The organism is Burkholderiaceae bacterium DAT-1 (genome assembly GCA_019084025.1).
Taxonomy (GTDB): Bacteria; Pseudomonadota; Gammaproteobacteria; order Burkholderiales; family Chitinimonadaceae; genus DAT-1.
The window spans coordinates 57,984-84,127 of sequence record JAHRBI010000001.1; the positions used below are offsets into that span (position 1 = coordinate 57,984).

Sequence of the window (26,144 nt, forward strand, 5' to 3'; positions counted from 1 at the left end):
TTGCAAACAGAGGCGACCAGCTGGCGCAAGCCAGCACAGCGGCGCAGCCAAATCGCGTAGCAGCGGAACGCTGCCAAGGCGGTTTCGACGCGGAGACACACAATGTTTAAGAAAATCCTCATTGCCAATCGCGGCGAAATCGCCTGTCGAGTCATCAAGACAGCGCGCGCCCTCGGTATCAAAACCGTTGCCGTGTATTCCGATGCCGATGCGCAATCGCGCCATGTGAAACTGGCGGACGAAGCATGGCATCTGGGTGGTCCTGCCCCGCGTGATTCCTACCTGTTGGCCGATAAAATCATCGACATCGCCAAGCGCAGTGGCGCACAGGCGATTCACCCCGGCTACGGCTTTCTGAGTGAGAACGAAGCCTTTGCCGATGCCTGTGCCGACAATGGTCTGGTCTTCATTGGCCCGCCGACCAGCGCGATTGCTGCAATGGGATCGAAGTCTGCCGCCAAACAGCTGATGGAGCAGGCCGGCGTACCGCTGGTGCCGGGTTACCACGGGGATGATCAGGACGCTGATCTGCTGCAGCGCGAGGCCGATCGCATCGGCTATCCAGTGCTGATCAAGGCCTCGGCTGGCGGCGGTGGTAAGGGCATGAAGATTGTCGAGAAGCACGAAGACTTCGCCGGTCAGCTGGCCTCCGCCAAGCGCGAAGCACTCGCCAGCTTCAGCGACGATAAGGTGCTGATCGAAAAATACCTGACCAAGCCGCGCCACGTGGAAATTCAGGTGTTTGCCGATACACACGGCAATGCCGTCTACCTGTTCGAGCGTGATTGCTCGGTGCAGCGTCGTCACCAAAAGGTGCTGGAAGAAGCGCCTGCGCCGGGTCTGGCAGCGGAACTGCGTCGCGAGATCGGTGAAGCCGCCGTACGTGCAGCGAAGACGGTAGGTTATGTTGGCGCGGGAACGGTCGAATTTATTTTCGACACGCTGTCCAATGCCTTCTACTTCATGGAAATGAACACCCGCCTGCAGGTGGAACACCCTGTCACCGAAATGATCACCGGCCAGGATCTGGTCGAGTGGCAACTGCGCGTGGCCTCGGGCGAGCGTCTGCCCAAGCTGCAGGACGAGTTGACCCAGCGCGGCCACGCCTTCGAAGCGCGTGTCTATGCAGAAGCGCCTGCACGCGACTTCCTGCCGCAAATCGGTACGCTGACCCATCTGCGTCAGCCGGAAGACAGTGCATTCGTGCGTATTGATACCGGCGTGGAAAGCGGAGACGAGATTTCGCAATGGTACGATCCAATGATCGCCAAGCTGATCGTATGGGACGAAAGTCGCGAGCGTGCGCTGGAACGTCTGGCCAGCGCGCTGAACGAATACGAAGTGGTCGGCCTCGAAACCAACCTCGATTTCCTGCGCCGTCTGGCCACCCACCCTGCTTTTGCCGCCTGCGATCTGGATACCGGATTCATCGGGCGTCATCGCGATGCGCTGATTCCAGCCGAAGCCGGTCCGGATGAAGACGCATTGGCGTTGGCTGCACTCGCTGAACTTGCGTCCATCGAAGCGCGTCAGGCACAAAGCCGTGCACGTCATGAAGATGCAGGTTCGCCGTGGTGGAATGCCGCTGGCTGGCGCATGAATCAGGACAATAGCCATGCGCTCCACTTCAAGCATCTCGACCAAGAATACAAGGTCGTCGCGCACTATCGCGCCGAAGGCTTTGATCTGGAGATTGGCGACAATCGCCTGTTTGCGACCGCCACGCTGGACAATGGACGTCTGACTGCGCGCCTCAATGGCCGCAAGCTGACCGTTTCTGTGGTCTTTGCCGATGGCAACCTGACCCTGATCCGCGATGGTCACAACCTGACGCTGCACCCATTCAACCCGCTGCTGGCCGGTCTGGAACAAGTCGATGCGGGCGGTGGCCTGACTGCACCGATGCCGGGTACCGTCGTTGCCGTGCATGTGGAAGCCGGACAAGTCGTCGAAAAGGGCGATGCGCTGCTGATCCTCGAAGCCATGAAGATGGAACACACCATTGTCGCGCCGCAAGCAGGCAAAGTGGGCGCGATCTTCTATCAGAAGGGTGAACAGGTCAGCGAAGGTGCTGCCTTGATTGAAATCGTGGAGGCTTGATATGGCACTGCCGAAAAAAGTCACCATCGTCGAAGTCGGCCCGCGCGACGGGCTGCAAAACGAGAAAACACCGGTCTCCACTGAAACCAAGCTCGCCTTTATCGACAAGCTGGCGGACGCCGGTTTGAAGGTGATCGAAGCCACCGCTTTTGTGTCGCCCAAGTGGGTGCCACAAATGGCCGACCATCTGGAGATCATGCAGGGGCTGAAGCGCCGCGCTGGTGTTCGCTATCCGGTGCTGGTACCGAACATGAAGGGTTATGAATCCGCCCGCTCGGTGGGTGCCGATGAAATCGCCGTGTTTGGCGCGGCTTCCGAAGCCTTCTCGCAGAAAAACATCAACTGCAGCATCGACGAGAGCATCGAACGCTTTGCGCCGGTGATCGAAACCGCCCGCCGCGATGGCGTCGCCGTGCGCGGCTATGTGTCCTGCGTGATGGGTTGCCCGTATCAGGGCGATGTGCCGCTGGAAGACGTCGCCCGTGTCGCTCAGAAGCTCTATGAGCTCGGCTGCTACGAAATCTCGCTGGGTGACACCATCGGCCGTGGCACACCCGAGCAGGCACGCCGAATGATCGAGGCCGTCGCCAAGCATGTGCCGGTCGAGAAATTGGCCGCCCATTTCCACGATACATGGGGCATGGCCACCGCCAATCTCTATGCCGTACTCGACATGGGCGTCGCCACCATCGACAGCTCGGCCGCCGGTCTTGGTGGATGTCCGTACGCCAAGGGCGCCAGCGGCAATGTGGCGACCGAAGATGTGGTCTACTTGCTCAACGGGCTGGGGATTGAATCAGGCGTGAATCTCGACAAGCTGGCTGAAGCCGGTCGATTCATTGGCGAGCATATTGGCCGCAGCAGCGGGTCAAAAACAGCTCAGGCACTGGCTGCACAATTAAGCTGAACTTAAGTATCCAACATTGATAAACGGGTCGCTGTCGCTCAGACACCGACCCGTTTTCTTTCTACCATTTAATCAAGTCGGAATCGGGCAATTTCTGATTCGAGTTGCCGGGCCAAATCCGCCAGACCATCCGCAGCACTTGACGCGGCCTGTACCGACTCGCTATTACGTCCAGCCATGGATGCGATCTGATCCACCTGGCGCGCAATTTCTTCGGCAGCACAACTTTGCTCCTCGGTCGACGAGGCGATATCCGCGATATGCTGAGCAGAGGTCTCTGCCCCCGTCCGGATTTGCTGCAGCGCCTCAATTGCGCGCTCCGAGTAGCGCATACTTTCGTCGATCAGATCGGAACAGCGCCCGGTATCGGATACGACCGAGTCGACGTCCGTTCGGATACCACTCAACATATTGCCGATTTCAGCCGTTGCGCCCGTAGTGCGCTCCGCCAGTTTACGCACTTCGTCTGCAACCACCGCGAATCCACGCCCGGACTCGCCGGCACGCGCAGCCTCGATGGCCGCATTGAGCGCGAGCAGATTGGTTTGATCGGCGATTTCGCGAATGACCCCGACAATGGCATTGATCTCATGCGAGCGTCTGGCGAGATTGTCGGTCAGTTGTGCAGTTGTCTGTATCGCACCGGATAAGGTTTGCGCATTGCCCGCATTTTCATGGACAACCTGCCCGCCCTGATCCGATAACTGCTGAACGGACTGGGACAAGGCTGCCGTTTGCTTGGCCGTGTAGGCCATTTGCTGAACGCTGGTTGCGACTTCCTCAATGGCGGCTGCAGTACGCTGGGCAGATTCACTCTGCGCCTGCGAACTGTCGGCAATTGAACGTGCAGCTTGCGCTACTGCATCTGAGCGGCCATTTACCTGTCGGCCAAACTCGCGTATCTGCCTCAGGGCAGATTCAAATGCCCCCATCAGCCGGTTAAAAGCATCGGACAGCTCACCGAATTCATCTCTTCCAGCAACAGTCGCACGCACACTCAGATGCAGATTTGCCGCTGCCTCCATCATGGTGCGCCGCAAAGCGTCGAGATCGCCTGTAATCATCCGGGCCAGTAGGTAACCAAATACGATGCTCACCAACGCAGACAGTACAATCACACCATAAATAAGCTGACTCTGATGGCGATAGGTTGCATTCGCCGCCTCATACGCTGCGGCTGCTATCTTGATTTGCTTGGGCATGAGCTCATTGACATGATCCCGCAGCTTTTCATATTGCTTGATGTATTTGGGATAAATTGCCTTGGCGTCATCGATTTTCCCGTCGCGGATTGCGACAGAAAACGGTCCAAGGCTGGTCTCGGCCATCTCGCGATACAGGACGGCAATGGTATCCACATCTGCCTTGAGATCGGGGGAAACCCGCCCATCCTGCAGCTTCTTGATGGCGGAGCTCATTTCCTCGATCTTTTTCTGCAAACGCTCCGCACGTTCTTGCGGCGATCGATATGCACTTCCACTATCCATCGAATCCATCATGGCCTGCATGACGTCAATGCGGGTGCGAGGTACCAGCGCGCTCACTTTGGACAGTTCATATAGTGGCGCAGCACTACTGACGTAGACCGCCTCAACGCGATCCTTCAGTGCCCCCATAGTCAGCAGCCCAACGATCGCGACTGCTGCAATTCCCAGCAAGGGAATGGCCAGCAAAAGCGATAGCTTGTGCTGCATTTTGAGATGTCGGACAGCTTCCATCACTCACTCCGCAAAACGCATACTCATTTCACTATAGTGAAGTTGATACAGTCTGCGAGTGACAATCGTGAATCTATCTGATCCTCTTACAAAGGGGCTGATGGATGCTTCAGGTGTGACTTGAGTTTGCGTACTTCGAAATGCTTGACCGCGACATAAGTCGCCCAACCGACCAGCCCCGCGCCCAAACAGAAAGCCCCATAAGCCACCGGCCAGGGTACGCCCTGAGTCATCATGGAAAATTCAGACATGCCACCAATACCAGCCAGCACATTGATCGGCATGAACACGACGCCCAAAGCCGTCAGCTTGTTCACGCGCTGATTCTGATTGATGTTGATAAAACCGATTGTCGCATCCATCAGAAAGTTGATCTTATCGAACAGAAACGCGGTATGGCTATTCAGTGAATCAATATCGTTCAGCGTCTGGCGAGCGTCCTGAATCTGGCCATCAGTCAGCAAACGGCTGCGCATCAAAAATGAGATCGCGCGCTGGGTATCCAGAATATTGCTGCGAATGCGACCATTCAGATCCTCTTCTTCAGCGATGCTGGCCAGAATCGCAGCCGCTTCCTCATCGCTCATCTTCTCGCTCAGCACCTGTCTGCCGATTTTACCCAAGGTTGCATAAATGGCTTCCATGGCATCAGCCGAATACTCGACGTCGGCACCATAGAGATCGAGAATCAGATCATAACAATCGGAGACGTAGCCGGGCTGACTGCTCGCCCGCAGGCGCTGCAAGCGGAACACCGGCAGTTCTTCATTACGTACAGAGAACAGAATGCCATTGTGCAGCACAAACGCCACCGACACACTCCGCGAATCCCCTTCGCGATCCAGCAGAAAATTTGAACGCAGATGAATATCGCCTTCATCCGATCGCTGAAACCGCGAACTGACTTCGAGATCGGTAGTTTCACCAGGAAACGGCAGATCTACACCAAAGTGCCACCCCACATAGGCCAGTTCGGCAGCTGTCGCCTTGACCAGATCAATCCACAGTGGCTGCACACGCAACAAGTCAGCACGATTACGAATGGCAATCTGGCGCAACCTGCCATCCACCAGTTCGAATGCATGCAGCTGCCCTTCGGAAAACTCCGGCTCTTCCGGTCCAACCAGCAAAAGGCGCAAGGCATCCGGAAGCGTCCACAGTAATTCTTTACGACGCGCATCGGGAATATGGATCCATAGTAGCTGGGCATCACCTTCGGCCAACTGCCCCAGCATATCGACCAATTCCATCGTTCGATATTTTTCCAGCAGGGCGGCCAATTCAGCGGAATGCTGACGATGTACAACATTTTCGACCAAGTCCTGCCGTGGCACATGATACTCATGCACCATGTGCTCAACCAATTTATGTTTTTGCAGCAGATTCTTGATACGGTCCAACGACATCTTGCACTCCCGGCATACGCTCAGACACATGCCAGTCCGCGTCTTCAGACCGTTCTGGCATGTCCTGTATGGAAGGCAGATGATACGTTAGAACGCGCATCCAAGCTTTGATGAAATGCGTCTGCATACAAAATTTGTGAGCGAATACACAGACACGGAATCACATCTATCCGGTCATCATCCGGTAACCCAAACGACTGCCAGATTCGGCAGTCACCCACCATCACGCCCTAGGTCAGGGCTTCGGGAAATTGTAGGTCACCGTATAGTTACCGCTACCACTGGCCGACACCACTCGTGCGTAGTAATACCCAGCCGTGCCCACATAGCTAATGGACTCGCTGGATCCTGCGTTACTACTCGACGCAACCTTTGTCCAGGTGCTTCCGTTCAACTTGTACAGCTCAAGGTTAAAGTTGGTTCCGCTCGGGCCGGTCAGGCTCACGCTGTACGTACCCGAACCGCCCTGCACATAATTTGGAGACGCCGACGGAACAAAAACCGATCCTCCCTGCGCCAGCGTGCCCGACTGCGTCACACCGCTCGAACTTGCGCCTGTATACATGGCAAATACTTTACGAGCCAAGCCTTCATTCACCGAATGCCATGGATATCCAAGCGTCCGCATCCGGGAATTCTCGGTGGGTCGATATTTCCCACTGGTACAATATTGCGCCCCCTGAAAAACACCCACCGTGCCATTTGGATAAGCACCCGCAGCAGTAGGCACTGCGGTGGACGCAGCAATCAGGCTCCCCCACTTCACACTGCGCGTTGCCACTCTGGACACATCGCCCTCAGTCGGCTCGGTGGAGAGATCGCAGGTACCGTAATCATATTCATCAGCGAGCTTGAATGCCGTATGGCCAATTTCATGCAAGGCAATTTCGGTAGATTGCGCATTCATTGATAAAGTCGCAATATCTCCACCCGATCCGCCATATCGTGTTGAATTAGACACTACCACAATAATGTCCCGCGCATCAGGCGCTAGTACTGACCCCACAATATTCAGAACTTTGGTATCATTCATGCACAGTAATCGGTCAATTTTGTAACAATTAAACGCACCGTCCATCGCTGTATCTTTAGTAATGCCTTTATCTGGCTCGGACACACCAGACTGATTACTTGCAACATCCACCCGACGCACATTCATTGAATTACGATTTGCTGCAAATAACGGATCTGCCATGAATCCGGAAATCACCTTTTGTGCATCGGATTTCCACTTATCCATTTCAGCGGCAGTATATCCATCACCCACAAACACGTAATCCATGCGGGTTGCACTTGGCCCATTATCAATAATCGTCGTGGCTGTAGCTTTTGGCGTGGTAGTGGCTTGAGCACTTACATTACGTGACCGATTATTGCTATTCACAAGATTCTGCAATGCACTCCGATCAAAATGTGCGATCGGTGCACGATCAGCCGTCATGCCCTGACTGCCCAATACGCCAGGTTTAAACTTACCCATTCCCTGAGCGGGTACAACTTCTACACTAGTGATATTACTCGAAAAGGGAAGTGAAACTTCAAAAACGCCACTCGGCCTATGAATGGTGCCTGAATGCGCAACCTTACCCGTTTGTGGATCAAAGGCCTCGACATGAATCTGCGTGCCGTCTTTAACCGATGTTTCATGAACAATTTTGCCATTTACATCCTTGGCGATGACACGCCAAACCGCCCCTTCCAAATGGTCTGGCTGGGTAGGACTCAGTGCGAATTGGCCAGTCTCTGCGCGCAAAGCCGAAAATGCCAATCCATCCTTATGATCCGAATACCCCAGTCGGATAGAAATATTATCAGCCAGCGTTTGCGTACCAAACATGGCAAGCGCCAAAAGAGGAAGCGAAAATTGTCTCATGATGTACCCGTTTTGATTGCGTTGGCCTATTGCATTAAGACTAGGATTAGCTGTTCGTACATCGATATCGACCGAATATCACATATTTATTTAAATGAATTTCAGCCTTTAAAATCTCCATTCGGCTCACAACAGCGTTTTCCCGCATCAACCTAAATCACTCACACCACTTTCCTCGAGCCTGTACCAGGCAGGTGGATTGATCATCCGCTGCGGTGATGAAAAAGCAGTCAGCTGACACTCAGATGCAAGGAAAGACTAACATTTGAGTTCAAAAAGATAAAAATATCGCAACGAAACGACGTATATATTGTTGCAATTTCAGAACAACGAAATGTATGACAAATAGCTGCAGGCGCGGCCAGCCGCCATTTGCAGGGAGAAACATCCAGTCGCACCAGCGCAACGCAAGCTAGGTGATTTTGAAAGCCTATTGACAGCTGCTACCACCCCGCCCCCGATAATCGCATTCGATCATCGCAGCGCCTCAGTAACGGTCTTCTTCGCGTTGCGGTTAGATGGGCTTAGGATCGTGACCGAAGATGAGTCCAACCAGCATCTTTAAGGACTGGCGCCGCGATTCAGGTTGGTTGCAAACGGTACCGATCCGATTGAACAAGAACGATGCAAACAGAAAGTCATCGAAGCTCAGCACAAATCTGATGTGGGTGGTGCAGACGTAGAGCGTGATCGTGTATTGAGCAAAGAAGAAATTCTTCTACTAGCCGAACGCGTACCCGCTAAAGGCCAACACAATATTGCCGGACTCGCCCGACTGGAACTTCCGACTCAGGTTGCCATCTGGCTGGCTCTCAGTACCATGAGCCGGATTGGTTTACTCAGTATGATGCGCTGGCAGAATATCGACTTCGATAAGCAAACTGGTTGATCCCGGATAAACATGCCATCGGTGATCGCCAACGCAACGAACATATGCAAAAAGCGCGACAAGCTCATCGACAGCCTGTCGCTATCTAGTGGGCGAACGTGGCATCCACTGCGACGTCATCGAAAAATGCCTTGGTCACAGCGAGGAAAACAAGGTGAAACGTATTGATCAGCGTGCTGAGTTGCTGGCGGATCAGATCGGTAGGCTGCATTTAGGCAATTGGACGAAGAGTTGTGGCGGTTGCTCATGCCCCCTACCGTGGAAGCCGAGATACACGCTGAAAATGATAAGGCATAAATACATATAAAATCAATGCGTTACTTCATTATGTTTCACCAGCATGCTTTATGCCACACCACATCCCATGTCGATTTAGCGAAATTGAGAGTCTTTAAGCAGCAATCGTAGAGCACCGGGGATAAAGTCGGCCCTGAGGCCGACTTTAGCTTAAATTTTAATCACATCAGGCATGTTCAAGCGCCTGCTCAAGATCAGCCAGAATGTCATCGATATGCTCGATACCGATGGACAAACGAACCATATCTTCGGTGACCCCGGCCTTCTTGAGTTCCTCCGGCGACAGCTGGCGGTGGGTGGTCGATGCAGGATGGGTGGCCAGACTCTTGGCGTCGCCAATATTCACCAGTCGCGTAATCAATTTAAGCGCATCCTGGAAGCGTGCCCCCGCATCGCGCCCGCCCTTGATGCCAAAGGTCAGCAAACCGGAACTCTTGCCTCCGAACTGTGATTGCACCAGATGATGCGAGGGATGTTCAGGCAGGCCTGCGTAGTTCACCCACTCCACTTTCGGGTGCTTTTGCAGGAACTGTGCGGTTTTCAGGGCATTTTCGCCGTGGCGCTCCATGCGCAAGGCCAGTGTTTCCAGCCCTTGCAGAATCAGGAATGCATTGAACGGTGACAGGGAGGCTCCCATATTGCGCAGCGGTACAGTACGTGCACGACCAATGAAGGCCGCCGGGCCCAGTGCCTCGGTATAGACCACGCCGTGGTAGCTGACTTCCGGCTCGTTCAGGCGACGGAAGCGGGTCTTGTGTTCTGCCCAGGGGAATTTGCCGGAGTCGACCAGAATCCCGCCAATGCTGTTGCCGTGTCCGCCGATGTATTTGGTGAGCGAATGCACCACGATGTCGGCACCGAAGTCGAAGGGGCGGAACAGATAGGGCGTCGCCACAGTATTGTCGACAATCAGCGGCAAGCCTGCGGCATGCGCCACCTTGGCAAAGCGGGCAATATCGACTACGTTGCCCAGCGGATTACCGATGGATTCAGCGAAGACAGCCTTGGTGCGATCGTTGGCCAGCAAGGCTACTTGCTCGGGCTCGTTTGGATTAACAAACTTCACTTCGATGCCGTATTGCGGCAGCGTATGTGCAAAGAGGTTGTAGGTGCCACCATACAGCGTGCTGGTGGCAATGATGTTGTCGCCAGCCTCGGCAATCGTCAGGATGGCATAGGTGATGGCGGCCTGACCGGAAGCTAAAGCCAGTGCCCCTACCCCGCCCTCGAGTGCGGCGATGCGTTGCTCCAGAACGTCATTGGTGGGATTCATGATGCGGCTGTAGATGTTGCCCGCCACTTTCAAATCAAAGAGGTCGGCACCATGCTGCGTGCTATCGAAGGCATAGCTCGCCGTCTGATAGATCGGCACGGCAACGGCGCGGGTGGTCGGATCCGGACTGTATCCGCCATGGATGCTCAAGGTATCAAACTTCATGGTGCTCGCCTCGCTTGGTTTGGTGTTAAATGGAATGCGTTTCGGGTAAGGATTTCTGTTTGATTCGGGACAATACCCACAGCCGGGCGGGCGGTACGTTCAGCCATACCCGTCCCGCTGGCTGCCAATGCGCGCCATCCGGCGCTGGAAATGGCGCACTTCTGCCGTAGCTGAACTGGATCACCTGACCGCCGCCGATGACATAGCGGGCCAGCTTGCGCTGGATCGGCAAGGATTGTTCTGCGCTGAGCGATCGCCAGGGAATGGAAGACACCAGCACACTGTTCTGCGGACGTGGGGCCAGTTTGCCTAGTACATGTTCGAGCTGTTCGTGCACGATGTGCAGATCAGGGAAACGCCTGCGCAGCGTGTCGGCCAGATCGGCATCGCGCTCGATCACGGTCAGCCGATCCGGACCAAAATACGCGAGCAGCGCAGCCGTGAGCGCACCCGTCCCAGCGCCAGCTTCGATGATCGGGCCACCACAATCCAGCGACACCGCCAGGCTGAGCACGCGGTTCGCCAGAAAGCGGGAAGAAGGAAGAAGCGTCCCGACCTGCCCCGGCGATTTGCCGAGGGCGCGAATCAGTGTCAGATCAAGCATGGGATGCGCCCGCTGCGAGTGCGGCAAACCCGCCTTCCAGGTCGCGCTTCAGATCATCGATATGCTCGACGCCGACTGACAGTCGCAGTAAATTCGGCCCAATGCCGCGCCGCAAGCGATCTGCCTCCGGAATTGACGCATGCGTCATCGCCCACGGCAGATTCACCAGGCTTTCCACGCCGCCCAGACTCTCGGCCAAGGTAAATACCTTGAGCGCCGCCAGGAATCGCCGGACGCCCGCTTCATCTGCCTTGAGCCGCACAGACACAATCCCGCTGAAGCCGTTAGGGAACTGTTTCCGAGCCAGCGCCGCTTGCGGATGACTTGCCAGCCCCGGAAAAATAACCGAATCCACATCATCATGCGCTTCCAGCCACTCAGCCAAGGCTTGTGTATTGCTGCTGTGCCGTTGCATGCGCAGTGGAAGGGTTTTCAGGCCGCGCAAGGCCAGAAAACTGGAGAATGGATCAAGAATGCCGCCCACCGCGTTTTGCAAATAGCCTACGCGTTCGGCCAGTTCAGGCGTGCGCACGATGAGTGCGCCGCCGATCACATCGGAATGCCCATTGAGATATTTGGTCACCGAATGCAGCACAATATCTGCACCGTACTGCAAGGGCTGCAGCAGATACGGCGTCGCAAACGTCGCATCCACCACCACCAGCGCACCAACCTTGTGTGCAGCATCGATCGTCGCCCGCAGATCCACTACTTTAAGCAGCGGATTGGTTGGAATTTCCACCCAGACCAAGCGCGTCGCGGGCGTGATCGCATTGACAATGGCATGTGTATCGTCTGCCGCTGCATACGTGACTTTCAGCTGCGCGGTACGATTGCGGACGCGCTCGAACAATCGCCAGGCCCCGCCATACAAATCGTCTACGGCCACAACCTCGCTGCCGGCATCAAGCAATTCCAGTACCGTGGACATGGCCGCCAGACCGGAAGCAAACGCAAAGCCGGCCGCACCACCTTCGAGTTCTGCCAGCGCTTTCTCGAAGGCACCGCGAGTGGGGTTGCCGCTACGGGCGTATTCATATCCACTATGCTCGCCCGGTGCACGCTGTGCATAGGTCGAACTCGGATAAATGGGGGGCATCACCGCGCCGGTTGCATCCGGGGTGTAACCTGCGTGGACAGCAAGGGTATCAAGATGTGACATCAGTCTTCCCCTTAGCGCTTCTGGCGCCAGTGATTGATCAGGTCTGATTCAGTAATCAGGCCGATAAAGCGACCGCGTTCGACCACAATCGCCACCTGATCATCGTTAAATACGCGCAACAACTTTTCGAGGCGATCATCCGGCGATAGCGTAACCAGATCAGTGGACATGGCCCGGCGCACAGGCAAGCGGAAATTTTCCGGCTCATCGTGCACCGCCAGCAGGATGTCCCACTCATCGATAATGCCGACCACTTCTTCGCTGTTTTCCAGCACAGGCAATTGCGACACATCGTGACGACGCATTCGCGCATAGACGTCGCCCAGCGTTTCGTCCGGACGCGCTGTAATCGTGGCGCCTCGATCATGGCGGCGGGTAATCAGATCGGACAGATTGCCCTGACGCGGCAATTGCGTGATGCCCTGATCGATCAACCAGCCTTCGTTAAATTGTTTGGACAGATATTTATTGCCACTGTCACACACAAATGTGACAACCCGCTTCGGCGTAGTTTGCTCGCGGCAATAGCGCAAAGCGGCTGCCACCAGCGTGCCCGAAGATGACCCTGCTAGCACACCTTCGCGCTCCAGCAGCAATCGTGCGGTTTCAATGCTTTCATCATCCGGCACACGGAATGCTCGTTTTACACTGGCGAACTCGGCCAGCGGCGGTACGAAGTCTTCGCCAATGCCTTCAACGCGCCAGCTTCCTGCCTCGCCGTAACGACCCGTTTCCACATAATCAGCCAGAATCGATCCCACCGGATCAGCCAGCACAAATTCAACATGGGGCGCGGCGCGACGGAAAAAGCGTGACAGTCCGGTCAGCGTACCGCTTGAGCCTACGCCCACCACCACAGCATCGACATCATGGGCCAGCTGCTGCCAGATTTCCGGGCCGGTGCCGTGTTCATGTGCAGCCGGATTGGCTGGATTATTGAACTGGTCGATGTAATACGAACCTGGATGCTCATCCGCCAGGCGCTTGGCGTAATCCTGATAGTAGAGCGGATGCCCCTTGTTCACGTCGGAGCGGGTAATGATCACCTCGGCACCCAGCGCTTTCAAGTGATAGATTTTTTCCAGACTCATCTTGTCCGGCACCACCAGCTTGAGCTTGTATCCCTTGCGCGCAGCCACCAGCGCGAGCCCCAGGCCTGTATTGCCGGCAGTCGCCTCGATAATGGTGGCACCCGGCTTCAATTTACCCTCCCGCTCGGCTGCCTCGATCATGGTCAGCGCAATACGGTCCTTGATGGAGCCGCCGGGATTCTGGCTTTCGAGCTTGAGAAACAACTGGCAGGGGCCGGTATCGAGACGGGTGACTTCTAGTAAGGGAGTTTGACCGATCAGGCCAAGCAAGGGATCGTGTGCCATGTATGTTCTCATTTTTTGCCAGCCTGCCTATTGGATAACGGAATCTGACAGGCTGATATATGGGATGCGCAGATACGCGCGTGAGATGCAATTGCAGCCATTCTCTGTTTGACGTGATGGGCATCATACGATGCGGCGCAAAATTCCAAAAAGCAATATGATGAAATTTACATATTCTTTTTTTGAATTTAAGCCGTGAGGAATTCTAAACATCGCACGTATGAAAAACGCCCATGTTAGGGGGCGGAGGTGTGTCATATGCAATTGAGACAATGCGTTACTTCTTGTGAATCTGGGCAAACACACCGCCAGTATTGGTGTTGTGCTATAACCGCGCACTGGCTCAAAATCTCACCGGACAGGAAGCTGAAGAAGACGGCACGCCCCTCATCGCACCTCAGACAGCGGGACGCCATGGACCCAAACCCGAGTACATCGAACTACCGACCTTCCGGGATGAGGTACTGTGCATTGCCGAGAAAATTCGCGCATGCAATGTTGATGGCACGTCATTAAGAGATATAGCTGTATTGGCCTACCGAAATGCTCAGGTTGAAACGGTTGTCACATTGCTCAATCAAGCAGGTATTCCTGCCCGATCAGGTTTGACAGCTGCTAACGATGCAAATGTCGAAGAGGTGAACGTATTGACTCTGCATTCGAGCAAAGGCCTGGAATTTTCGATGGTCGCCATTCCCGGCATCGGCGAGCTTCCCCTAGCAAGCCACGATGCCAATGAACAAGCTCGAGTGCTGTATGTCGGGATGACACGGGCGATAAATTCCTTGGTGCTCACCGCGCATCAATCGTCTGGATTTGCCGAAAAAATCAAACAGGCCTGCAGATAACCCGTCAAATACAATATGGAACACCCCTGTTGAGGCTTCCTAGCGCCCCACTCTTGTATGAGCGTATGTATGAGCTTGAGAGGAAAAACCCATAAATAGCAAAAGGCCCTACAGCTTGCTCAACTGTAAGGCCTTGAATTCGTTGGTCGGAGTGAGAGGATTCGAACCTCCGACCCCCTGCACCCCATGCAGGTGCGCTACCAGGCTGCGCCACACTCCGACCGAAGAGGCGCGATTATAGCGCACCTCGATGGTTTTGCAAGCCTTAATTATCCAGCCAGTCCCGCAAGGCAAGTAGCTCCTCGCGAACAGACTTCAATTCGATTTGCTCGATTTCTGCCTGATGCGCAGCGTCTAGAGCAGCAGGTCCCCCCAGTTTGTTACGAGCCCCGCTGATCGTAAACCCTTCATCGTACAGCAACGTGCGAATTCGGCGAACCAGAAGTACCTCGTGATGCTGGTAGTACCGGCGATTGCCTCGACGCTTGACCGGACGCAACTGAGTAAATTCCTGTTCCCAGTAGCGTAGGACATGTGCCTTGACGCCGCACAGCTCGGCGACCTCACCGATCGTGAAGTAGCGCTTAGCTGGAATCGGCGGCAACTCAGTTAGGAGCTGAGAGCTTGCCGTTTGCATAATTGTCTTCCACCATTCCCTTCAGCTTCTGACTGGCATGGAACGTCACGACGCGGCGTGCGGAGATCGGAATCTCTTCCCCTGTCTTGGGGTTGCGGCCCGGACGCTGCGGCTTGTCACGCAACTGGAAATTGCCAAAACCGGAGAGTTTGACGCTATCACCCGATTCTAGCGAAAGGCGGATTTCTTCAAAGAAGGCCTCCACCATGTCTTTGGCCTCACGTTTGTTGAGACCCACTTTGTCGAACAATAAATCCGCGAGTTCGGCTTTGGTGAGAGTCATAAGTCTAGATCTTGCTACATGAAACTTGAAACAAAATGCCGTCGCAAAGGACGTCATCACATATCTTGCGGAGACAAAAAATGCACGGCGCATCGGGCAAACCAGCACCCGCATTCACCGTGCACGGATGTCAACTGCGCAATTGAGCACCAAACTGCTGTTGCACAGCGGCAACAAGGGCTGCAATAGCGAAATCAACCTCTGCATCTGTCAGGGTGCGCTGAGTATCTTGCAATATCACCTTGAATGCAAGACTCTTTTTACCTTCTGGCATACCTTTCCCTCGATATACATCGAAGATATCGATCGAAGTAACCAACGCACCGCTCGTTGTCTTCAGTGTTGCATGCACATCAGCGAATGCAATTGCTTCATCCACAACAAAGGCCAGATCGCGACGCACAGGTTGGAATTTCGATACAGTACGAGCCTTAATCAGTTCGCGATTCACCAGCGCACCCAGTTGAATCTCAAACATGACTGGTGCTGCAGGCAAATCGTAAGCCTGCACCCACTGAGGATGCAGCTCACCGATCACGCCAACAGCCTCGCCATTGATCAGTACACGCGCAGCACGTCCAGGGTGCAATGCGGGATGTGCCACCTTCTCAAACGTAGCAACTGCCGGTGCCAGCAAGGCTTCCAGATCAGCCTTCACATCATAGAAATCTATGCGTTCTGCCTTCCCTGCCCACTGTTCCGGATGACGGCTACCAAATGCCAGAGCGCCCAGCATTTCCGGCTGGTGAATCGTCTCGCCTTCGCGGCTAAATACACGCGCTACTTCAAATAAACGTACACGCTCGTGCTTGCGGTTCAGATTGCCTGCCAGATTATCAATCAGGCCGCCAAACAGCGTTGATCGCATCACGCTCATCTGGCTGGCGATCGGATTGATCAGGCGAATCGGGTCAACATTGGCAGCGAAATCACGCTCCCATCTCTCCTCGACAAAGGCGTAGGTCACCACTTCCTGATAATCGCGCTCGACCATGCGCTGTTTGACAGCCATCACCGGACGGACACGTCCATCACGGGCCAGCATGGCCTGACTCGATACCGGCGCACGGGTTGGCACATTGTCGTAGCCAAATACGCGTGCGATTTCCTCAATCAAGTCTTCCTCGATTTCGATATCGAAGCGGAAGCTAGGCGGCGTCACAATCAGATCGTCCTGATCAGCAACAGCCAGACCGAGACGAGACAGGATGCCAACAATCTCATCCTTGGGAAGCGTCACACCCAGCACGCGGGCCACACGCTCAACGCGCAGACGGACCGGCGGACGAGCAGGCAACTCGGCGACAGCCTCAACGACCGGACCGGCTTCGCCACCGCAGATTTCCAGCACCAGTGCAGTGGCGCGTTCCAATGCGCGAACACAGTTAGCAAAGTCGATACCGCGCTCGAAACGATGGCTTGAATCAGAACCGAAGCCCAGTCGGCGTGCCTTGCCTGCAATGACAGACGGGGCAAAGAAAGCCGACTCTAGGAACACGTCGCGCGTTTCACCAATCTGCACGGAACTTGCCTGACCACCCATGATGCCGGCCAAGGCCTGCGGGCCATTGGCATCCGCGATCACAAGCATATCTTCAGTCAGCGCGACCGTCTTGCCGTTCAACACTTCCAGCGACTCACCCGTACGGGCCATGCGCACCACAACATCACCGCTCAGCTTGTCGTGATCAAAGGCATGCATGGGTTGACCAAGTTCGAGCAGCACGTAATTGGTGATATCCACCAGTGCCGAGATCGAACGCAGGCCGCTTCGCTCTAGGCGGCGACGCATCCATGCCGGTGTGGCAGCGGCGGCATTCACATTGCGGACGACACGACCCGTATAACGCGGACAGGCATCCTTGGCCTCAAGTACAACCTTGCGGCTGTCCTGAATTACAGGTGCAACGGCATTGATTTCAACCGGCTTGAAAGCAGATCCCGTCAACGCAGCCACTTCGCGGGCAATCCCGTTTAGGCTCAGGCAATCGGTACGATTCGGTGTTAGCTTAAGTGTCAGCAGTCGATCATCGAGCTGATAGAACGTCCGGAAATCCTGCCCAACAGGTGCATCCGCATCCAGAATCAGCAGACCATCGCTCTCCTCACTCACACCGAGTTCGCGAGCCGAGCACAGCATGCCGCGGGACTCAACGCCGCGCAGTTTTGCGTCTTTAATCTTGAAATCGCCCGGCAGCACCGCGCCAACAATCGCACACGGCACCTTGATCCCCGGCTTCACATTCGGTGCGCCACAGACAATTTGCAGTGGCTCTCCGCCCTGCCCGGCATCCACCTTGCAGACGTTCAGCTTTTCAGCGTTTTCATGCTTTTGTACTTCCAGCACCTGCGCGACGACCACACCGGTAAAGGCAGGTGCAGCAGGTTCGTTTTCTTCCACTTCCAAACCGGCCATGGTCAACAGCTCGGCCAGCTCATCATTCGGCAACGCCGTATCAACAAGCGTACGCAACCAGCTTTCAGAGAATTTCATCGATTCATCCCTCGTTGATTCGGCTTAACGGAACTGCTGCAAGAAAGCAGTATCGTTTTCAAAGAACAGTCGCAGATCGTTCACGCCGTAATACAGCATGGCAAAACGATCAAGACCGATACCGAATGCAAAACCTGTATTGGTTTCCGGATCAATGCCTACATTGCGCAGTACATTCGGATGCACCATGCCGCAGCCGCCAACCTCCAGCCAGCCACGCTCACCCAGCACATCCACTTCAGCGGACGGTTCGGTAAACGGGAAGAAGGACGGACGGAAGCGCACTTGCAGATCATCGCGTTCGAAGAAGCGGCGGAGGAAGTCGATCAACGTTGCCTTCAGATCGGCAAAGCTCACGCCTTCTGCAACCCACAGACCTTCCATTTGATGGAACATCGGCGAATGCGTTGCGTCAGAATCCACACGGAATACACGACCAGGCGCGACGATCTTGATTGGCGCCTTATGTTCGAGCATCCAGCGAACCTGAATCGGGCTGGTATGGGTACGCAACACCAGTGGATCCTTACCTTCGCCGTTGTCGACGTAGAAGGTGTCCTGCATTGCACGTGCAGGGTGATCCTTCGGGATATTCAGCGCTTCGAAGTTATGCCAGTCCGACTCGATTTCCGGGCCATCTGCCACTTCAAATCCCATAGACTGGAACAGATTGACGATGCGCTCGCGCACCAGCGTCACCGGGTGCAATCCACCAGCCAGTGTCCCCCGGCCAGGCAATGTCACATCCAGCGCTTCGCTTTCCAGTTGCTTGGCCAGCTTTTCAGCGGCAATCGCGTCGCGGCGACCTTGCAGCGCAGCTTCAAATGTCTGCTTGGCCTGATTGATCACAGCGCCTTGAGCACGTTTTTCTTCTGGCGGCAGCGCTGCCAGTTGCTTCAGTAATTCGGTCAGCGCGCCGGATTTACCCAGAAAACGTGCCTTGACGTTTTCCAGCTCAACCGGATCGTGTGTGGCCGCAAGCGCACTCAGGCCATCTTGCAGAATGCTATTCACATGCGGGGCATCAACATGGCTCATGGTGGTCATACTCCTTCAATGCGCGGGCGATATGAACTCAATCGTTGCTCAAGCGAATTCGCATGGCGCGCGCCCCGTCAGCAGACAGGCAATACTTGGAAATCACAGCATGAAAAAAGGGAGGCTTTCGCCTCCCTTTTCAATTCTTGCTAGCTCAGGCTGCGAGGCTGGCCTTGGCCTTCTCAACGAGGGCACCAAAAGCAACCTTGTCAAACACGGCCAGATCTGCGAGAACCTTACGATCAACATTGATCGCGGCGCGCTTCAGACCGTTCATGAACTTGCTGTACGACAGACCGAATTCACGTGCAGCTGCATTGATACGGGTGATCCACAGTTGACGGAATTGGCGCTTGCGCTGACGACGGTCACGGTATGCGTATTGACCGGCCTTCATTACCGCTTGCTTGGCAATGCGGTATACGTTTTTACGACGACCGCGGAAACCCTTGGCAAGGGCGAGTACTTTTTTGTGACGAGCGCGAGCTGTTACACCACGTTTAACGCGAGGCATGGAGGATTCCTTTTCCTAAAAGATCAAGCAGAGTACGGCAGCATCGCGCGTACGGAAGCCATGTTGGTCGGGTGGACCATCGTGGTACCGCGCAGTTGACGCTTGTTCTTAGTGGTCTTCTTGGTCAGGATGTGACGCTTGAACGCTTTAGTGCGCTTAACGCCGCCACCGCCCAATACCTTCAGGCGCTTCTTGGCGCTGCTCTTGGTTTTCATCTTTGGCATGACAAACTCCTGTGAGTAATATCTGGCACAAGGTGGTCAAACAACTTGACGCTTAAATACCCGGCACCACACTTTTCGTGATGATTGGCTTGCTGCTCACGCAGCCTGCGAGGTTCATCACTACCTCATCCGACAAGCACGCTCGTCAGGATTTCTTTTTCGGTCCCAGCATCATGATCATCTGGCGACCTTCGAGCTTCGGGAACTGCTCAACAACAGCCAGTTCACCCAGATCGGCTTCGATCCGCTTCAGCTGAGCCAGACCGATTTCCTGGTGAGCCATTTCACGGCCGCGGAAACGCAAAGTCACCTTTGCCTTATCGCCTTCTTCCAGGAAACGCACCAAAGCCTTCAGTTTCACTTGGTAATCGTTTTCATCGGTACCAGGACGCAGCTTCACTTCCTTGATCTGCACCTGCTTTTGCTTCAGCTTTTGCTCGTGGCGCTTTTTGCTTTCGCGGTACTTGAACTTGCCGTAGTCCATCAATCGGCACACAGGCGGCTGAGCGTTCGGCGCAATCTCAACGAGATCAACCTCACGTTCCTCAGCCATCTGCAGTGCCTGAGACAAAGTTACAATACCCAGCTGTTCGCCGTCGTCGCCTTGCAAGCGGATTTCGCGTGCGGTGATTTCACCGTTGATCCGCGGCTCTTTTTCTGGAGCTGCTATCGTCGTTACTCCCAAAACATATAGTCGGACGGCGGCAAAATAAATGCCGCGCGCCCGCATCGGCCCTTAGACCAATCGAATTAGATGATCGGGGTTTCGGCACGCCAGCGGGCAATCAACTGCTCCACCGACATCTGACCGAGATCCTCACCACCACGGGAACGCACGGCAACTACGCCGCCTGCTTTTTCCTTATCACCAATCACAAGCTGATAGGGAAGCTTCTGCAAGCTATGTTCCCGAATTTTATAGCTAATTTTGTCATTTCTCAAGTCTGACTCGACACGGAATCCCGCTTCACGCAATTGCGCGGTCACTTCTTGAGCACGATCAGCCTGATGTTCACTGATACTCATGACAACGGCTTGAATCGGCGACAGCCAGAACGGGAAGGCCCCAGCATGGTTTTCGATCAAAATACCGATGAAACGCTCCAGCGAACCGAGTGCTGCGCGATGAAGCATGACCGGCCGTCGGCGGCTGTTATCGTCAGCCACATATTCACAATCCAGATTCTCCGGCATCATGAAATCGAGCTGCATCGTACCGCACTGCCATGAGCGCCCCAGCGCATCCTTCACATGATATTCGATCTTGGGGCCATAGAATGCCCCCTCGCCCGGCAACTCGATCCACTCGACACCGCAGGATCGCAACGCCTCACGCATACCCTCTTCCGCCCGATCCCAAGTCTCCTCGGTACCAAGACGCTTTTCCGGGCGCAGTGCGAGCTTGATCTGGACATTATCAAAGCCAAATGTGTCGTACACGCTCATGGTGAACTGGTGGAAGCTCTTCACCTCGGCATTAATCTGCTCTTCAGTACAGAAGATATGGCCATCATCCTGCACAAAGCCACGCACGCGCATGATGCCATGCAGTGCACCACCTGGCTCATTACGGTGACACGAACCAAACTCGGCATAGCGCAGCGGCAGATCGCGATACGAATGATGACCTGAGCGGAAAATCTGGATGTGGCCGGGGCAGTTCATCGGCTTCACCGCATAGTCGCGCTTTTCGGACTCGGTGATGAACATGTTTTCTTGATAGTTCTGCCAGTGACCCGACTTCTTCCACAGAGTCACATCCATCATCTGCGGTGTACGCACTTCCTGATAGTCGGCTTTGCGCAACTTGGCACGAATGAACTGCTCAATGGATTGCCACAGCTGCCAGCCTTTCGGATGCCAGAAAACCATGCCCGGCGCTTCATCCTGAAGGTGGAACAGATCGAGCTGCTTACCGAGCTTACGGTGATCGCGCTTTTCTGCCTCTTCCAGCATAAACAGATACTGGTCCAGATCTTCCTTCTTCGCAAAGGCAGTACCGTAAATGCGCTGCAACATCTCATTCTTGCTGTCGCCACGCCAGTACGCACCCGCAACCTTCATCAACTTGAAGACTTTCAGCTTGCTGGTGGAAGGAACATGAGGGCCGCGACAGAGATCGGTAAAGTCACCCTCGCGATACAGTGACAAAGCCTCATTACTCGGGATGCTTTCAATGATCTCGGCCTTGTACTTCTCGCCGATACCATTGAAGTAGGCAACCGCCTCATCACGAGACAATTCATAGCGTTCTACAGGGATATCCGCCTTCGCAAGCTCAGCCATCTTCTTTTCAATGGCGAGCAGATCCTCCGGCGTAAAGGGGCGCTTGTACGCAAAGTCATAGTAAAAGCCATTTTCAATGACCGGACCAATGGTGACCTGAGCTTCCGGGAACAACTGCTTCACTGCATAGGCAAGCAAGTGGGCGGTCGAGTGACGAATCACCTCAAGACCATCCGCATCCTTGTCCGTCACAATCGCAAGCTGAACATCACGATCAATCACGTATGACGTATCAACCAGCTTGCCATCCACCTTGCCTGCCAGCGCTGCACGTGCAAGGCCTGCACCGATGCTGGCGGCCACATCAGCAACGCGCAGCGGTTGATCATATTGACGTTGCGAGCCATCCGGCAAAGTAACCACTGGCATGATATTTCCCCGACTCTGAAAGATTTTAAAAGCTTTGGACGAAAAAAAAGTGCGGACTAGCCGCACTTTTTTGAAATTCAGACAAACGACTCCGCGCGACTTTTTAGCCAACAACGGATGTTGTAGTTCGTAACATTTCTGAATTTCCTATGTTTGGTAGGCACGATTGGACTCGAACCAACGACCCCCACCATGTCAAGGTGGTGCTCTAACCAGCTGAGCTACGTGCCTGAGGAGCTGCGCATTCTACACAACACTTTTGTATCGCGCAAGCATATTTTCAACATTTTTTCCTAAAGACAATCCAATAACATTTAATTCAATGACTTAGCAAAAAGAAACTTCACCTTACCCTTTGTCTGTGCGCTTCCAGAAATAGCGCCAAACAAACCCTGGCCATGCAAATACGATGAAAAGTGCAAAGGAAGTAGCATAAAACTGCCAATGCTGGGTTTGCACAGGTCCAAGCCGACTTTCCAGCCAGATACCGATCAATCCAACGAACAGATACAGAGACAGCATCTCGGCCAAGCGCCACGAAAAGGCCTTATGCCCACTTTCGGCGGTATAGACGAAGAATATTTTCTCGCTGAAAAATGGAAAATTGGCGGCCAAGGCCGCCAATGTAATGAAGATTGCACCAGTCACGCTCAGAGCATCCCGAGTGATTGTCGAACAGATTCGTAGCACAGGCTCAGCAATGGCTGTGGAACCAGACCAAGCACCAGGATCAGCAAGACGTTCGCCGACAGCACAAGGCGCATATCCAGCGTCACTTGCAGCGGAGCATCATCAGTCGCCTCATCCATAAACATCACCTTGACGACACGCAGATAGTAGAACGCACCAATCAGGGAGAAGATCACAGCGACAACAGCCAGCCACTTGATACCAACTTCGACAACGGCCTGGATGACTGCCAGCTTGGCGAAGAAACCGGAGAAGACCGGAATACCTGCCATCGAGAACATGACGAACAGCACCATCAGCGCAAACCATGGGCTTCGCTTGGCCAGCCCCTTGAAATCAGAGATGTTGTCAGCCTCGAAACCCGCGCGGGACAGCAGCATGACCGAACCAAAACCTGCAGCGGCCATCAGCATGTAAACAATTGCATAGAACATGGAAGCCGCATAACCATGCGCAGTACCCGCCAAGATACCCAGGAGCAGGAACCCCATGTGGGAGATGGTGGAGTATGCAAACATGCGCTTAATATTGGTTTGCGAAATGGCGACAATATTACCAATACCGAGAGATAGCACTGCCAGCACAATCAGCATGCCCTGCCAGTCTTTCTGCAACGCACCCAGACCCACAACCAGTAAACGGATGACGAAAGCAAAGGCAGCGAGCTTGGGCGCCGAACCCAGCAACATCGTTACAACGGTAGGCGCACCTTGGTACACGTCAGGTACCCACATATGGAACGGCACATTGCCCAGCTTGAAAGCGATACCTGCAACCAGAAAGACCAGACCGAACACCAGCAAGGTACGATTGGCACCAGCAGCGATATGCTGTGCAATCACATGCAGGTCGAGCGAACCGGTGGCACCGTAAATCATGGACATGCCATACAGCAACATACCGGAGGCCAGCGCACCCAGTACAAAGTACTTCATGGATGCTTCGGTTGCCGTCGCCGAGTCACGTTGAATTGCAACCAGTGCGTAGAGGGACAGAGAGAGTAACTCCAGACCGACATACAGTGTCAGCAGATTATTGCTCGACGCCATTACCATCATGCCAAGCAGCGCGAACAGTGTGAGTGTAAAGAACTCACCACGGAAAATTCCGCGCGCCTTTGCGTAGGAGCGGCCGTAAATTACCACCAGACCCACGCCAACATACATACCCAGCTTGAGAATATCGGACATTGCATCGGCGACCACCATCCCTTCAAATGCTGGGCGTGGCACCAAACTGTAGCCATTGGCGGTCAACAGACCCGCTACACCTAACGTCACGAGCGTGAGCAGAAAGGTCACGTCCCTTTGTTCATCACTAATGAACAGATCAATCAGCATGATCGCTGACGCCGCGCACAGCAGCCAGATTTCCGGCAGCACAGGCATCAGATTCAAAGTAGCCCACGTCATGTTGTTTGTTTCCTTATTCGCTTATCTAGCCGCCGGTTACTGATGCATGCCAGGTGCAGGCAACTTGCTCTGCTGAACCTGCCAAATCAGGGAATCCACGCTTGTATGCAGCTTGGAGCTGATCACTTCCGGATAAAGACCCAGACCCAGCACAGCGACTGCGAGGACAGCCAGTACCGCAAATTCGCGGAGATTAACATCCTTCAACTCGGCAACATGTTCGTTTGCCACTTCACCAAACACAACGCGCTTGTACATCCACAGTGTGTAAGCTGCACCGAACAGCAAAGTGGTACCGGCCACGAATGCGTACCAGAAGTTCACCTTAACTGCACCGACGATTACCAGGAACTCGCCCCAGAAACCGGAGGTTGCCGGCAGACCGCAATTTGCCATGGAAAACAGCAGGAAAAATGCTGCAAACTTCGGCATGGTATTTACCACACCACCGTAATCCGAAATCTTGCGGGAATGAACACGGTCATACATGACGCCAATACAGAAGAACATCGCGGCGGATACGAAGCCGTGGGAAATCATCTGGATCAGTGCACCTTCAAGGCCATATGTCGTCGGCGCACCATTCAGGAACATGAACATCCCCAGCGTGGCAAAGCCCATGTGCGAGATTGAGGAATATGCAACCAGCTTCTTCATGTCCTTCTGCACTAAAGCGATCAGACCAATATAAGCAATCGCAATCAGTGACAGTACAACAATAATCCAACCCCATTCACGCGCAGCATCCGGTGCAATCGGCAAGCCAAATCGCAGGAAACCGTATGCGCCAAGCTTCAGCGTAATCGCTGCCAGCACCATGGAACCACCAGTAGGTGCTTCAACGTGCGCATCCGGCAACCAGGTATGTACCGGGAACATTGGCACCTTCACGGCAAATGCCAGGAAGAATGCAATCATCAACCAGCCTTGCTCAGTCAGGCTCAGTGGCAGACGGTGGAATGCGTATACGTCGAAGGTATTGCCAGCCTTGAAATACAAGTAGATAAACGAAACCAGCAACAGCAGCGAACCCATCAGTGTGTACAGGAACAACTTGATTGCCGCATACACACGATTCGGACCTCCCCACACACCAACAATCAGGTAGAGCGGAATCAGCATCGCTTCGAAGAAGCAGTAAAACAGAATGGCATCCAGCGACGCGAACGCGCCGTTGATCAGACCAGACATGATCAGGAAGGCGGCCATGTAATGCGCGACTCGCTTCTCAATCACCTGCCACCCAGCAATTACAACCAGCAGTGTTGTGAACGCATTCAGGATCACGAAGAACATGGACAAACCATCAACGCCAAGATGGTATTTGACGTTAAAGGCTGGAATCCAGTCCCGAACGAATTCGAACTGGGGGCCACCGTGCAAAGCGGCAAATTCGGTGAACAACGGGAACGTCACCACCAAACCCGCAAGGGCGCCAAGCAAGGCCAACACTCTGGCAATACCGGCGTTGCGATCACCCCCGGTAGCCAGAACCAGCAGACCGGCCGCTATCGGTACCCAGATCGCCAGATTCAACAGATGTTCAGACATATCCACTCTTACCCAGGTTTATCAATTT

Annotated in this window: 22 protein-coding genes and 2 tRNA genes; 4 read left to right on the forward strand and 20 right to left on the reverse strand. The window is 54.4% G+C overall.

The window, feature by feature from the left end; genetic code table 11:
- Nucleotides 1-102 precede the first annotated feature (102 nt).
- Together KSF73_00295 and KSF73_00300 are read left to right on the forward strand one after the other, a co-directional pair.
- Nucleotides 103-2,100: an acetyl/propionyl/methylcrotonyl-CoA carboxylase subunit alpha gene (locus KSF73_00295; protein ID MBV1774146.1), complete on the forward strand. Its 1,998-nt coding sequence runs from the start codon at nt 103-105 to the stop codon at nt 2,098-2,100.
- A 1-nt stretch (nt 2,101) separates the two neighbouring features.
- Nucleotides 2,102-3,007, forward strand: coding sequence for a hydroxymethylglutaryl-CoA lyase (locus tag KSF73_00300; GenBank protein MBV1774147.1), 906 nt, complete (start codon nt 2,102-2,104; stop codon nt 3,005-3,007).
- A gap of 68 nt (nt 3,008-3,075) precedes the next feature.
- On the opposite strand, the gene KSF73_00305 is transcribed toward KSF73_00300, so the two are convergent.
- The 3 genes from KSF73_00305 to KSF73_00315 all read right to left on the reverse strand — a co-directional run bounded on the left by KSF73_00305 (nt 3,076) and on the right by KSF73_00315 (nt 8,004).
- Nucleotides 3,076-4,725, reverse strand: a complete 1,650-nt coding sequence (locus KSF73_00305; protein ID MBV1774148.1) for a methyl-accepting chemotaxis protein — start codon at nt 4,723-4,725, stop codon at nt 3,076-3,078.
- An 86-nt stretch (nt 4,726-4,811) separates the two neighbouring features.
- Complete coding sequence (locus KSF73_00310; GenBank protein MBV1774149.1) at nt 4,812-6,131, reverse strand: magnesium transporter CorA; 1,320 nt, start codon at nt 6,129-6,131, stop codon at nt 4,812-4,814.
- A gap of 235 nt (nt 6,132-6,366) precedes the next feature.
- Nucleotides 6,367-8,004: a M64 family metallopeptidase gene (locus tag KSF73_00315; protein MBV1774150.1), complete on the reverse strand. Its 1,638-nt coding sequence runs from the start codon at nt 8,002-8,004 to the stop codon at nt 6,367-6,369.
- Nucleotides 8,005-8,590: 586 nt separating this feature from the next.
- Between KSF73_00315 and KSF73_00320 the strand changes: the two genes are divergently transcribed.
- The gene (locus KSF73_00320) at nt 8,591-8,893 is read left to right on the forward strand and encodes a hypothetical protein (protein MBV1774151.1); all 303 of its coding nucleotides are present in this window, start codon (nt 8,591-8,593) and stop codon (nt 8,891-8,893) included.
- A 463-nt stretch (nt 8,894-9,356) separates the two neighbouring features.
- Here the strand turns inward: KSF73_00320 and KSF73_00325 are convergent, their stop codons facing one another.
- Genes KSF73_00325 through KSF73_00340 form a run of 4 tightly spaced genes read right to left on the reverse strand, consistent with a single transcriptional unit; the run spans nt 9,357 to nt 13,770 of the window.
- Nucleotides 9,357-10,628, reverse strand: a complete 1,272-nt coding sequence (locus KSF73_00325) for an aminotransferase class V-fold PLP-dependent enzyme (protein ID MBV1774152.1) — start codon at nt 10,626-10,628, stop codon at nt 9,357-9,359.
- Between the two features lie 25 nt (nt 10,629-10,653).
- On the reverse strand, nt 10,654-11,232 hold the full coding sequence (locus tag KSF73_00330; GenBank protein ID MBV1774153.1) for a methyltransferase: 579 nt from the start codon (nt 11,230-11,232) through the stop codon (nt 10,654-10,656).
- A complete protein-coding gene (locus tag KSF73_00335; GenBank protein ID MBV1774154.1) occupies nt 11,225-12,394 on the reverse strand; it encodes a PLP-dependent aspartate aminotransferase family protein in 1,170 nt (389 codons plus the stop codon). The genes KSF73_00330 and KSF73_00335 overlap by 8 nt, the downstream gene beginning before the upstream one ends.
- Before the next feature lie 11 nt (nt 12,395-12,405).
- Nucleotides 12,406-13,770: a cystathionine beta-synthase gene (locus KSF73_00340; protein MBV1774155.1), complete on the reverse strand. Its 1,365-nt coding sequence runs from the start codon at nt 13,768-13,770 to the stop codon at nt 12,406-12,408.
- 317 nt (nt 13,771-14,087) lie between these two features.
- On the opposite strand from KSF73_00340, the gene KSF73_00345 reads away from it, so the two are divergent.
- On the forward strand, nt 14,088-14,618 hold the full coding sequence (locus KSF73_00345) for an ATP-binding domain-containing protein (GenBank protein ID MBV1774156.1): 531 nt from the start codon (nt 14,088-14,090) through the stop codon (nt 14,616-14,618).
- Nucleotides 14,619-14,761: 143 nt separating this feature from the next.
- On the opposite strand, the gene KSF73_00350 is transcribed toward KSF73_00345, so the two are convergent.
- The 13 genes from KSF73_00350 to KSF73_00410 all read right to left on the reverse strand — a co-directional run bounded on the left by KSF73_00350 (nt 14,762) and on the right by KSF73_00410 (nt 26,116).
- A tRNA-Pro gene (locus KSF73_00350) sits at nt 14,762-14,838 on the reverse strand.
- Between the two features lie 45 nt (nt 14,839-14,883).
- Nucleotides 14,884-15,255, reverse strand: a complete 372-nt coding sequence (locus KSF73_00355) for a MerR family transcriptional regulator (protein ID MBV1774157.1) — start codon at nt 15,253-15,255, stop codon at nt 14,884-14,886.
- Nucleotides 15,224-15,595, reverse strand: a complete 372-nt coding sequence (locus tag KSF73_00360) for an integration host factor subunit alpha (protein MBV1774158.1) — start codon at nt 15,593-15,595, stop codon at nt 15,224-15,226. The genes KSF73_00355 and KSF73_00360 overlap by 32 nt, the downstream gene beginning before the upstream one ends.
- Before the next feature lie 73 nt (nt 15,596-15,668).
- Nucleotides 15,669-18,032, reverse strand: coding sequence for a phenylalanine--tRNA ligase subunit beta (gene pheT, locus KSF73_00365; protein ID MBV1774159.1), 2,364 nt, complete (start codon nt 18,030-18,032; stop codon nt 15,669-15,671).
- Between the two features lie 24 nt (nt 18,033-18,056).
- Nucleotides 18,057-19,070, reverse strand: a complete 1,014-nt coding sequence (pheS, locus tag KSF73_00370; protein MBV1774160.1) for a phenylalanine--tRNA ligase subunit alpha — start codon at nt 19,068-19,070, stop codon at nt 18,057-18,059.
- 154 nt (nt 19,071-19,224) lie between these two features.
- Nucleotides 19,225-19,584 (reverse strand): 50S ribosomal protein L20, encoded by a 360-nt coding sequence (gene rplT / locus KSF73_00375; GenBank protein MBV1774161.1) that lies wholly within the window; start codon nt 19,582-19,584, stop codon nt 19,225-19,227.
- Between the two features lie 23 nt (nt 19,585-19,607).
- Nucleotides 19,608-19,808 carry a 50S ribosomal protein L35 gene (gene rpmI, locus KSF73_00380; GenBank protein ID MBV1774162.1) on the reverse strand — a complete coding sequence of 67 codons (201 nt, stop codon included), beginning with the start codon at nt 19,806-19,808 and terminating at the stop codon, nt 19,608-19,610.
- A 145-nt stretch (nt 19,809-19,953) separates the two neighbouring features.
- Nucleotides 19,954-20,538 (reverse strand): translation initiation factor IF-3, encoded by a 585-nt coding sequence (gene infC / locus KSF73_00385; protein ID MBV1774163.1) that lies wholly within the window; start codon nt 20,536-20,538, stop codon nt 19,954-19,956.
- Nucleotides 20,539-20,558: 20 nt separating this feature from the next.
- The gene (thrS, locus tag KSF73_00390; protein MBV1774164.1) at nt 20,559-22,463 is read right to left on the reverse strand and encodes a threonine--tRNA ligase; all 1,905 of its coding nucleotides are present in this window, start codon (nt 22,461-22,463) and stop codon (nt 20,559-20,561) included.
- A gap of 154 nt (nt 22,464-22,617) precedes the next feature.
- Nucleotides 22,618-22,694, reverse strand: a tRNA-Val gene (locus KSF73_00395).
- Nucleotides 22,695-22,811: 117 nt separating this feature from the next.
- Nucleotides 22,812-23,111, reverse strand: coding sequence for a DUF2818 family protein (locus KSF73_00400; protein ID MBV1774165.1), 300 nt, complete (start codon nt 23,109-23,111; stop codon nt 22,812-22,814).
- Nucleotides 23,112-23,113: 2 nt separating this feature from the next.
- On the reverse strand, nt 23,114-24,565 hold the full coding sequence (nuoN, locus tag KSF73_00405) for an NADH-quinone oxidoreductase subunit NuoN (protein MBV1774166.1): 1,452 nt from the start codon (nt 24,563-24,565) through the stop codon (nt 23,114-23,116).
- Nucleotides 24,566-24,601: 36 nt separating this feature from the next.
- Entirely contained in the window at nt 24,602-26,116 is a 1,515-nt protein-coding gene (locus KSF73_00410; protein MBV1774167.1) for an NADH-quinone oxidoreductase subunit M, read from the reverse strand.
- Nucleotides 26,117-26,144 lie beyond the last annotated feature (28 nt).